At 41.6% G+C, this 10,452-nt stretch carries 11 protein-coding genes; 5 read left to right on the forward strand and 6 right to left on the reverse strand.

Annotated features, from left to right (window positions below; translation table 11 throughout):
* Window positions 1-2: 2 nt before the first annotated feature.
* The 6 genes from ACESMA_RS16675 to ACESMA_RS16700 form a co-directional block, all read right to left on the reverse strand.
* Window positions 3-614, reverse strand: a complete 612-nt coding sequence (locus tag ACESMA_RS16675; RefSeq protein WP_372949992.1) for a V-type ATP synthase subunit D — start codon at window positions 612-614, stop codon at window positions 3-5.
* 71 nt (window positions 615-685) lie between these two features.
* The gene (locus tag ACESMA_RS16680) at window positions 686-2,005 is read right to left on the reverse strand and encodes a V-type ATP synthase subunit B (protein ID WP_372949993.1); all 1,320 of its coding nucleotides are present in this window, start codon (window positions 2,003-2,005) and stop codon (window positions 686-688) included.
* A 35-nt stretch (window positions 2,006-2,040) separates the two neighbouring features.
* Complete coding sequence (locus tag ACESMA_RS16685) at window positions 2,041-3,807, reverse strand: V-type ATP synthase subunit A (protein WP_372949994.1); 1,767 nt, start codon at window positions 3,805-3,807, stop codon at window positions 2,041-2,043.
* The gene (locus ACESMA_RS16690) at window positions 3,791-4,657 is read right to left on the reverse strand and encodes a DUF2764 family protein (RefSeq protein ID WP_372949995.1); all 867 of its coding nucleotides are present in this window, start codon (window positions 4,655-4,657) and stop codon (window positions 3,791-3,793) included. Before ACESMA_RS16690 ends, ACESMA_RS16685 begins: the two co-directional genes overlap by 17 nt.
* Entirely contained in the window at window positions 4,654-5,268 is a 615-nt protein-coding gene (locus tag ACESMA_RS16695; protein ID WP_372949996.1) for a V-type ATP synthase subunit E family protein, read from the reverse strand. Before ACESMA_RS16695 ends, ACESMA_RS16690 begins: the two co-directional genes overlap by 4 nt.
* 391 nt (window positions 5,269-5,659) lie before the next feature.
* The gene (locus ACESMA_RS16700; RefSeq protein WP_372949997.1) at window positions 5,660-5,794 is read right to left on the reverse strand and encodes a hypothetical protein; all 135 of its coding nucleotides are present in this window, start codon (window positions 5,792-5,794) and stop codon (window positions 5,660-5,662) included.
* A gap of 108 nt (window positions 5,795-5,902) precedes the next feature.
* Between ACESMA_RS16700 and ACESMA_RS16705 the strand changes: the two genes are divergently transcribed.
* The 5 genes from ACESMA_RS16705 (at window position 5,903) to ACESMA_RS16725 (ending at window position 10,384) form a co-directional block, all read left to right on the forward strand.
* Window positions 5,903-6,805, forward strand: coding sequence for a TIM barrel protein (locus tag ACESMA_RS16705; protein WP_372949998.1), 903 nt, complete (start codon window positions 5,903-5,905; stop codon window positions 6,803-6,805).
* On the forward strand, window positions 6,805-7,905 hold the full coding sequence (locus ACESMA_RS16710; RefSeq protein WP_372949999.1) for a hypothetical protein: 1,101 nt from the start codon (window positions 6,805-6,807) through the stop codon (window positions 7,903-7,905). Before ACESMA_RS16705 ends, ACESMA_RS16710 begins: the two co-directional genes overlap by 1 nt.
* Before the next feature lie 162 nt (window positions 7,906-8,067).
* The gene (locus ACESMA_RS16715) at window positions 8,068-8,244 is read left to right on the forward strand and encodes a DUF1059 domain-containing protein (protein ID WP_372950000.1); all 177 of its coding nucleotides are present in this window, start codon (window positions 8,068-8,070) and stop codon (window positions 8,242-8,244) included.
* A 238-nt stretch (window positions 8,245-8,482) separates the two neighbouring features.
* The gene (locus ACESMA_RS16720; protein ID WP_372950001.1) at window positions 8,483-9,775 is read left to right on the forward strand and encodes a S41 family peptidase; all 1,293 of its coding nucleotides are present in this window, start codon (window positions 8,483-8,485) and stop codon (window positions 9,773-9,775) included.
* Between the two features lie 255 nt (window positions 9,776-10,030).
* Entirely contained in the window at window positions 10,031-10,384 is a 354-nt protein-coding gene (locus ACESMA_RS16725; RefSeq protein ID WP_372950002.1) for a winged helix-turn-helix transcriptional regulator, read from the forward strand.
* The last annotated feature ends 68 nt before the right edge of the window (window positions 10,385-10,452 follow it).

Raw genomic sequence — 10,452 nt, forward strand, 5'->3', positions numbered from 1 at the left:
AATCATACTTCAGCCTCCTCCTGTCTTTGTTTCTCCTGTCGGTCTTTCACAATTTTCTGTGCAGCTTTCGACAAATTATCCTCATCTTCCAGGAATCGTTTAATCTTCCTGATGGCGTCCTGGAATCCGGGAATCTGCACTTTTTCATAGAGGTTCACCTTTTGGGTGGTCTTTTTCCGGGCAAAATCGAGCAAATTCATTTTTTTCAGAAAAACTTCCCGCTCGATGGCAACTTCAGCAATTTTTTTAATGATGGACATTCCATCGGGAAACCAAATGGGTTGATTAAAAAGGTTATCGGTATTGGCTTCAAAAATTATTTTTTCGAGGACCGGTGTAAACACTCCGGCAATTTTTTTCGATGAAAGTTCCACATCTTTAATCCGGATGAGGCTTTGGTCGAATTCACCCCACAGCCGGGACATATTTTCATAGGAAGCAATTTGGCTGTCGTATTCTTTACCCAGTTCGGCAGCTTTATCCTTGGCCCGTTTCACCTCCACACGCAATGCCGACTCTTTGTTTTTCAGGGTGGGCAATGCCCGCTCCCTCACTTTCAACTGTTTGTCGAGCGCCTGTAAAGCTGTTTTGTTATATTGAAATTTTATGGCCACGTATTCAATTTATTTCATTTTACTTAATAGTCATTGGTCATCGGTTATCAAACTTCCGACTTCCAGTTTCTTCATCCTTTCCAGTATTTCGCCACCAGGTTTTCCCTGATAGCCACTTCTGCCTTTTTGAAGTGTTTTCCGAAAAGCTCCCAGGTAATATCGAGCATGGTATCGGTATCCACATTTACGTCAATGGCCAGAATCTGGTCTGAATATTCTCTGGCAAATTTCAGTGTGCGTTCGTCGTAATCAGTCAGGTCGAAACCGTTCTCAAGTTTGGTACGTGCATTTGCCGCATCGGCATACAAACGGATGGCCGAGTTCATTACCTGCGGATGGTCTTCGCGGGTTTGTTTCCCAATTACCAATTGTTTTAAACGCGAAAGGGAACGGAACGGGTCCACAATAACTTTACCGATATCAGTGTCGCGGCGCAGAAACAACTGCCCCTCGGTAATGTAACCGGTATTATCCGGAATGGCGTGTGTAATGTCGCCGCCTGAAAGTGTAGTTACCGCAATAATGGTAATGGACCCACCTTCAGGAAACTGAACTGCTTTTTCGTAAATACGGGCAAGGTCGGAATAAAGCGAACCGGGCATACTGTCTTTGGAAGGAATCTGGTCCATACGGTTCGATACAATACTGAGTGCATCGGCGTACAATGTCATGTCGGTAAGTAGTACCAGCACACTTTCGTTTTTATCCACGGCAAAATATTCGGCTGCAGTCAGCGCCATATCAGGAACCAGCAGACGTTCAACCGGCGGGTTTTCAGTGGTGTTTACAAAACTGATGATTCGATCGAGCGCTCCGGCATTGTCGAATACATTTTTAAAATAGAGGTAGTCGTCGTTTGTCAAACCCATTCCGCCGAGGATAATTTTATCGGCCTTGGCACGCAATGCCACCAATGCCATAACCTGGTTGTAAGGCTGGTCGGGGTCGGCAAAAAACGGAATTTTCTGCCCCGACACCAGCGTATTGTTCAGGTCGATTCCTGCAATACCTGTGGCAATAAGGTTCGATGGTTGTTTACGGCGCACCGGGTTCACCGAAGGACTACCGATGTCGCGCACTTCGCCCTGAATTTCTGGTCCTCCATCAATGGGGTCGCCAAAGGCGTTAAAAAACCTTCCGGCCAGTTCGTCACCCACGGTTAACTGCGGAGGTCTTCCAAGAAAACTTACTTCTGCATTGGTAGGAATCCCTTCGGTTCCTTCAAAAATCTGCAATGTAATATCATCTCCCGCAATTTTTACCACCTGCGCCAATTTGCCGGCAACGGTGGCTATCTCATCGTAACCTACTCCGTCGGCTTTAAGCGTAACCGTTGCTTTGGTAATGTTTGTTAATTTGGTATATACTTTCTGAAATGCCTGGCTTTCCATAGTATTTCTTTTTCGGTATTAATGTTTTTGCCTAATTAATTTGCCTGCTTTTTCAACAGTTCTCCCAGCGCTTTTTCGTGCTGTTTAAATTTATCCGACTCAAATTCAGAATAGTTCATCTGTTTGAATTCGTTTATTACTTCTTTGAAGAAAGTACCCACGTCTTCAAAATGGTTAAAGGAGAAACTGCTGTCCACCACATCCAACACTTTCGATAACATAAATTGCTGACGCTTCATTGGTGTGGAAGCATCAATTTTATCGAACGCATCCTGCTGCAGAATAACAAAGTCGATGAGTTCCGATTTCCAGAACGTTTCATGAAAACCAATGGGTACACCATCATCTCCCAAAATATTTATTTGCTCCATAGCCTCTTTTCCACGCAGTAGAATGTCTTTGGCCTTGTTCACCTCTTTTAGCCACGATTCACTCACGTTTTTAGTCAGGTTCTCCTGAACCTCAGGATATTCAAGATATTTGGAATAACTGTCAATCGGGTCGATGGCGGGATAACGTTTACTATCGGCACGTGCCTGGCTGAGGCCGTAAAAACAGCGGGCTGCTTTACGAGTACTTTCGGTTACCGGTTCCTTCAGGTTACCACCTGCCGGCGAAACGGTGCCGATAAAAGTAATTGAACCGGTTTTACCGTTTTTCAGGTAAACATAACCTGCACGTGAATAGAAGTTTGAAATAACGGCTGACAAGTCCATGGGAAAAGCATCTGGTCCGGGAAGCTCCTCCAAACGGTTCGACATTTCGCGCAGCGCCTGTGCCCAGCGTGAAGTTGAGTCGGCCATCAGCAACACTTTCAACCCCATGGCGCGGTAATATTCGCCAATGGTCATGGCTGTGTAAACCGAAGCTTCACGGGCTGCAACCGGCATGTTTGACGTATTCGCAATAATAATGGTCCGTTCAATCAGTTTTTTCCCTGTACGCGGGTCTTCCAGCTCAGGAAACTCAGTAAAAATTTCCACCACCTCGTTGGCACGCTCACCGCAGGCTGCAATAATTACAATATCGGCTTCGGCCTGTTTTGAAATGGCATGCTGCAACACGGTTTTCCCGGTTCCGAACGGGCCGGGAATAAAACCGGTTCCTCCTTCGGTAATTGGATTTAGCGTGTCCATGCAACGAACTCCGGTTTCGAGCAGTTTAAACGGACGCGGTTTTTCTTTAAAGGCACCAATGGCAACTTTAACCGGCCATTTCTGAACCATGGTGAGTTCAGTTTCGGTACCGTCTCCGTTTTCAACCACAGCAATTTTATGGTCAACGGTATATTCACCTTCGCCAACAATTTCTTTAATTTTATACGCGCCCTTCATTTTAAAGGGCACCATAATTTTATGAGGCTGGTCGTTTTCGTTTACCTCGCCCAGCCAGTCACCTGCCTGAACTTCGTCGCCTACTTTGGCCATGGGTTTAAACTCCCATTTTTTCTCCCGGTTGAGCGGGTCGGTGTATTCTCCCCGTTTCAGGAAAACACCTTCCATTTTATCGAGGTCGTTTTGCAGCCCGTCGTAGTTTCGCGACAAAATACCCGGGCCAAGTGTAACTTCGAGCATGTGACCCTGGAACTCTGCTTTTGAACCGGGTTTCAGTCCGCGGGTGCTTTCAAAAACCTGCACGTAGGCAACTTTCCCTACCACTTTAATTACCTCGGCCATTAGGTTTTCGTCTCCCAGCGAGATGAAACAAATTTCGTTCTGGGCAACCGGCCCATCAACTTCTACCATTACAAGGTTGGCCACAATACCAACCACTTTGCCTGTTGTTTTATTTTCTTTTTCCATATGTTATTGCGAATTCTTCAGGAAATTCAAAATTGGATTGGATTTCTTCTAATAACTGGTTAAATATCTGTTGTCCTTTTTCTTTATCGAGTTCGAACCACCGTTCAACAATAAAAAGCTTCTGAACTAATCCCAGCACTTTTTCTATAGAGAAATAGTTGAAAAAGGTGATTTCATCTATATATTGCCAGGTGTGGTTATCGAGTTTCAACTCCCGGTCGAGGATGTTTTCAATTTCGAAAATCTGCACGATGGACTCAATGTCGTTGATTTCATTGGCCAGTCCGAAATCGCGCGCTCTGCTACGTTTCAGGGCATGTGTCACTTCATCGTCGCCAATAATAGCCTCTTCATACGGAATATCGTGTTTCCGGCCATTCAAAGCCAGTAAAATGTTGGACATATTCTGTTTGAACTCGCCAAACTCCGCAACAAATTTATTTCCGGATTCATCCAGCATTTTGTACCATCCTTCGGTTAAAAATTTTACTGCCGCAATTTTGGGAAATTCCTCCTCATCATCGTGGTAAAACTCAATAAAATCGATAAAATATGAAGGAAAAGCCGAAGAATCAATGTATTCAAATTGCTTTTTATCAACAAATTGTTCCAACACTTCGCGCGAATAATTTCCACGTTCGTCCCATTCAAATTCACTCTCAAACAGTAGGCTGATCAAATTTTCATGGTCCCACGGCAGGTAGAATAACTTCACCAGTTCAAAATCGGACGGATGAATTTCTTCCCGCAAATAATTGCGCAGGTCAACCGACGAAAAGTGAAGTTTCTTATCATCAGGAATGAGGTCGGGAAAGCCTGCTACCAGGCAATAGTAGTTTCGTTTAATCATTTTTCCTCCTCAAAAAGCAGTTGACTGGTTTTCGGTCGCAGGTATGCTTTGAGGAAGTTGGTGAAATCCTCATCAGTAAAGCTAATTAAGTAACTTCCATCGGCGGGCCCGATTTTGAAACCGGATTTCATATTCTGTGAAAAAGAAACTTCCAGTCCTTTATTCAGTTCATCAGCCAGGTTTTTTTTATAAAAGTCTTCAAGCTTATTCCTGTCTTGTTCAGGGAGAATAACTTTTACGTCGAAACTTTCTTTTTCCATCCAGCCTTTTACCACAGTGGAAATTAAGTTCTGCAGATAATCTTTATCGGAAAACAACTCTTTTACCGGAGGCTGAATTACCCTCATGGCAATAAGCGAGGTAATTTCCTGTTTCATAGCCGAAACGGCCTGATTCAGTGTCATTTTAATTTCCGAGTCCACCTGTTTTTTCAACTCCTGCGCTTTTTCTTCCGCTTCTGCTACCTTCTTTTCAGCTTTTTTCTGAGCCTCCTTTTCAATACCGGCGGCTTTTTCTTTAGCTTCTTTCAGAATAGCTTCCGCTTCTTCCTTCGCTTTTTGAACACCTTCGTTATAGATGGTTTCAGTTAACTGTTGAATTTTCGAAGTCATATATTCCTGATGTTTAATAATTCATTAATGTTGAAATTTTTCTTTAATTAAAAAGAAATGAAAACACTCTTTTTTTTGTGAAACGTAAATGTACTAACAAGATTTTAATAAGGAAGAACGAAAATCAGCTAAATTTTAGGTTTTATGTCGCAAAATATGTTTTTGGAAATATGACAAAAATCAGAAAAAAAGCTGTCTGGGAGTTTCGAGGGTATATGGAAAAACACCTGAAACCAACTCAAAAAGAATAGGTTATTTTTTTTTATTTCCAACCCGGAACTGTCCGTTAAAAAGTATTTCCAATATAAAACAGTGTTTAAAGTCTCTTAATATTGGCTTAACGTTGTATTTGAAAGAAAAATTGAAGTTCAATATTGAACATATTTCCAGTTTAACGAATGTAACCGGCAGCCATTTCATATTCTTCTGATGTTTGCGGGTGATTCATCATTAAAGGAAAATCCTTCAGTTTTGAAAGTTCCTGAAGAAAGACGGCATAATCCAGTTTCCCCAGTCCGGGCCTCACTTCACCAATGCGATTTCGTTATGTCAGCCAAAAAATTTGTAGTTTTAGCGTTAAATTCCGATTTTCGGAACTTTGCAAAGAAATTAAACCATAAAAAAACCAGTTAAAATGAAAACATCAAGAAGAAATTTTCTGAAAACCAGCGGATTGGCCATTGCCGGAACAACTCTTTTACCCCAGCTTGCCTGCTCTGGCGGAAGTGGTAAAACTATTACAGCACTTCAGCTTTACAGTGTGCGCGACGAAATGGGAAGCGATCCGACAGGTACCCTCACTCAATTAGCGGAAATGGGCTACACCCATGTGGAACATGCCAATTACATAAACCACAAATTTTACGGATGGACAGCTCAGGAATTCAAAAAAGTACTGGATAATTTGGGGTTAAAAATGCCATCGGGGCATACTGTTTTGGGCAAAAATCACTGGAATGAACAGCAGCAGGATTTTACCGATGAGTGGAAAAAACTGGTTGACGATGCAGCATATATGGGACAGGAATACGTGGTGAGCCCCTGGCTGGATGACAGCTTGCGCGGCACATACGATGATTTAATGAAATTTATGGAGGTATTCAACAAATGCGGTGAATTGTGCAAAAAATCGGGGATGCGTTTTGGGTACCACAACCACGATTTTGAATTTAGCGAAACATTGAACGGCGAAAAAATATTCGATTTGATGATGAAAAACACCGATGCCGACAAGGTGGTAATGCAACTCGATATGGGCAACATGTATATTGCCGGCGCACTTGCCAAAGATGTACTGGGCGATTACCCCGGGCGTTACGACAATATTCATGTGAAAGATATGGTGCCAACTTCCGATGGCGAAGGATTTGAAAGTACTGTTTTGGGGAAAGGACTTGTGGGCGCTAAAGAAGTAACTGATATGGCGAAAAAAATGGGAACCAAACTGTTTGTTATTGAGCAGGAAGCATATCAGGGGAAAGCACCTATTGATTGCATGCGTGAAAACCTTGCAGTAATGAAAAAATGGGGATATTGATGAAAAATTTCTTTGTTTTAGCTATTGTTTTGTTCCTGTTTTCGTGTAAAACTGAAACCAGGAACAAAATTCCCGTTTATGCCTGGGAATCGGGTCCAGGAAAAAAATCAGACACCGAACTGCTTTCTGAATTTAAAGAATTAAAAGAAAAAGGGATTGACGGACTGATGTTCAGTGCCGGGCACAGTCCGGAAACCAACCAAAGAGTGGCCAAACTTGCCAGAGAAGCCGGACTTGAATATCATGCATGGATTCCAACTTTGGTTCAGTCGAGTGAAGGCTTGCTGGATACTAGTTTATATGCTGTTAATGGCCTGGGTGAATCGGCATGGACCAATCCGGCATACGTGGGGTACTATAAATTCCTTTGCCCAAACCGTGAAGAAGTTTATACTTTTCTTGAAAATTTATATGGAAAGATTGCCGATATTCCGGAAGTTGACGGAATTCATTTGGATTATATCCGGTTTCCGGATGTAATTCTGGCGGAGGGTCTTTGGAAAAAATACGGTCTGGTAATGGATAGGGAATATCCGCAGTTTGATTATTGCTACTGCGACAAATGCGTTGCCGATTTCAAAGAAAAATCCGGAATCAATATTCTTGAAGTGGAAGATCCATCTCAGGTTGAAGAATGGAAACAGTTCAGGTACGATTTAATTACCAACCTGGTTAATCAGCTTGCCGAAAGGATTCATTCCAAAGACAAGCAGATTACTGCTGCTGTTTTCCCCGGGCCAAACTCTGTGGCAAAAAAAATAGTCAGGCAGGAATGGGATAAATGGAACCTCGATGCGTTTTACCCGATGAACTACAACGATTTTTACCTTGAAGATACCGAATGGATTGGCGAAGTAAGCCGCGAAGCTTATGAATCTACTCATGGAAAAGTACCTGTTTATAGCGGATTGTTCATTTGTCCGGCGCCGGAGCGAAAAACCGCTGAACCCGACCCGGAAAATCACGGGCTGGTTCCATCTGAAATTGCGGACGCCATCAACCAGTCCGTTTCAAACGGCGCTGCCGGAGTCTGTTTGTTTACACCATCGCGAATGACCGAAGAGGGTTGGGCGGAGTTCAGGAAAGCGATTTACAAATAATAGGAAAGACCTCTCACAGCAATATTTGATTCTCCGAAAAATTTGTTAAACAGAAAAAAGATCCGAAAATAAAAGATGAGATTGTCTTTTTTCCATAAAATTATTAACTTGTAAATCGGTTAGTTAACTGAATTATTCATTAAAAGTTAAGGAGAATAGTTTATGACAAAAGAAGTTCATTGCAGAGATTTAGGTTTTGATTGCGACGGAGTAGTGCGCTCCGATTCGGAAGAAGAACTGATGGCACAGGTTGCCGAACATGCCCAAAATGTACACCATTTAAACGTTACAAGCGAATTGGCAGATCAGGTTAAAAGTGTCATTCGTGTTGTGAATTAACAATTCTATCCCTGGCCTGGCGTCTATCCAATATCAGCCATTCCAGGGATATTTTTTTCAAATTTTTCTTATGAATTAGCAACCAAAAAGAAATTCCAGCGTCTTATTCAAAACTAAAGAAAATTAAACAACGTAGGAAACAAGAAACAATAACAACCATTTTCTTTAGCCCTCAGAATTTATGGGAACACAGCAGTCTGATCGAAGACATGGGTCAGACTTTGTAATAAAAATGACAATGAGAACACTGCTTTTAATTTTAACACTATTCATTTTCCCGGTTTGTTATGGACAAATCACAAATACTCAAAAACGGGAAACAATTGATGGTATTCTAAAGGTACTTCAGGCAAGGTATATTTTTCCGAATGTTGCCGACAGCATGCAAAATTTTGTGATATCTAATGTTCAATCAGGAGAATATGATTCCATTACAACAGGAAGTGAATTTGCATTTCGTTTGACCCGGGATTTACAAAAAATATCAAAAGATCTTCACTTGAAAGTTGAATACAACGAAAATAATATAACAGAGGAAAATAATGGTTCTGCTGAAACCATTTCGCAGGAAATTTGGCTGAACCAGTTGCTTGCCGAAAACAATCATGGAATAAAATCGAAAAAAATATTGGAAGGGAATATCGGATACCTCGAAATACCGCTATTTGGGCCACTTGAACGATGTGCCGACACATTAATTTCAGCCATGCAATATGTGGCTGGCACCGATGCTTTAATTCTTGATTTGCGTTCATGCCGCGGAAGTCTCGATGAAAATACCATCCCGTTCCTGTGCAGCTACTTTTTTGCTGTTCCCACACACCTTTTCGATTTCCAAACCCGCGAAACCAACACCCCAAAACAATTCTGGACATATGCCTGGGTTCCGGGCAAACGATATGTGGAAAAACCGATTTACATTTTAACAAGTGGCCGGACTTTTTCCGGAGGAGAGGAACTGGCTTACGATTTAAAACAAACAAACAGGGCGTTTGTTGTTGGCGAGGTAACACGCGGGGGCGCCAACCCAACCGAATTTACAGTCATAAATTCAAATTTCAGCATATCGGTACCTTATATGAGGTCGGTAAATCCGGTAACACAAACCAATTGGGAAGGGATTGGGGTTCAACCCGATATTCAGGTAAAATCGAACATTGCATTGTACACCGCTCACATTATGGCTTTGAATTCACTTTTCGAAAAATCATCAGACGAAAACCAGAGGTTTAAACTGGCAGAAACGATTAAAAAAGCAGAGGCAAATAAACCGCTGTTCAAACAAATCAGGTTTGAACTGAATGGGTTTGAAAATGCCAAAGAAGTGTTTGTTTCCGGTACTTTTAATTCATGGTCTCCTACAAGTACACCGATGGAAAATATAGGGAATATGTGGGTGGCAACAGTAGAAACCGAACCCGGAAATGTTGGCTATAAATATATTGTTGACGGACAGTGGATAACAGACCCTGACAACTCGGATACTATTGTTGAAAATGGGTATGAAAATTCGTTGTTGATTGTTGAGTAATGAGCAGAACGATTCAATCCTGTAATTCTTCCAGACAAACGTCTGGCATCTGTAAAAAACCAAATGTAAACGACCACGACATGGGTTAGCCCTTGCAAATAATGCACAATTACTCCACCCTCAATCCCGTCACCAGCTTTTTCCTGATTTGTCCACTTTAGTGCGGCGATTTCAGAGATCTTAGGTATCCTAATGTCTTCTCATTGTGTTTTGATCTTATTCTTGTCTCTTTGTTTGTTATTTTATTAAGCATCCGTGCAAAAATCAGAATATTACAGGGCTTTAAGAAGTTGTCAGTCTCAAAGGCCAAATGAAAATGTAAATGATTGGTTAAGTTTCTTTTTTGATGCATTAAAGAATATCCAAAACCATTTATTAAACAAATTGAAACAAAGCGGTATTGAGACACAATTATCACTAAGTGAAAAATCAATTATTACATTTATTGGCAATAATTCTGGATGTAAATCGGGAGATATTTCTAAAAAGCTTGATATTCCAAGTCCAACAGTAAAAAGAATTTTACCCGAACTGATAAATAAAAATTTAATTGAAAAACATGGAACCGGACCAGGAACTAATTCTACTTTGACACATTTATTGTTTTGAATAACAGAGGTCTATATCGTATTGCCGTTTTATGTGGCGTTCCTTTAGTTGCCTAAGCAAGCGGTCTT

Origin of the sequence: Mariniphaga sp., from assembly GCF_041687215.1 — a bacterium.
GTDB lineage: Bacteria > Bacteroidota > Bacteroidia > Bacteroidales > Prolixibacteraceae > Mariniphaga.

Excerpts from the sequence above, each read along its gene's own strand:
- ACESMA_RS16680 (WP_372949993.1), bottom strand. The coding sequence starts at position 2,005 with ATGGAAAGCCAGGCATTTCAGAAAGTATATACCAAATTAACAAACATT.
- ACESMA_RS16685 (WP_372949994.1), bottom strand. The coding sequence starts at position 3,807 with ATGGAAAAAGAAAATAAAACAACAGGCAAAGTGGTTGGTATTGTGGCC.
- ACESMA_RS16690 (WP_372949995.1), bottom strand. The coding sequence starts at position 4,657 with ATGATTAAACGAAACTACTATTGCCTGGTAGCAGGCTTTCCCGACCTC.
- ACESMA_RS16695 (WP_372949996.1), bottom strand. The coding sequence starts at position 5,268 with ATGACTTCGAAAATTCAACAGTTAACTGAAACCATCTATAACGAAGGT.
- ACESMA_RS16705 (WP_372949998.1), top strand. The coding sequence starts at position 5,903 with ATGAAAACATCAAGAAGAAATTTTCTGAAAACCAGCGGATTGGCCATT.
- ACESMA_RS16710 (WP_372949999.1), top strand. The coding sequence starts at position 6,805 with ATGAAAAATTTCTTTGTTTTAGCTATTGTTTTGTTCCTGTTTTCGTGT.
- ACESMA_RS16715 (WP_372950000.1), top strand. The coding sequence starts at position 8,068 with ATGACAAAAGAAGTTCATTGCAGAGATTTAGGTTTTGATTGCGACGGA.
- ACESMA_RS16720 (WP_372950001.1), top strand. The coding sequence starts at position 8,483 with ATGAGAACACTGCTTTTAATTTTAACACTATTCATTTTCCCGGTTTGT.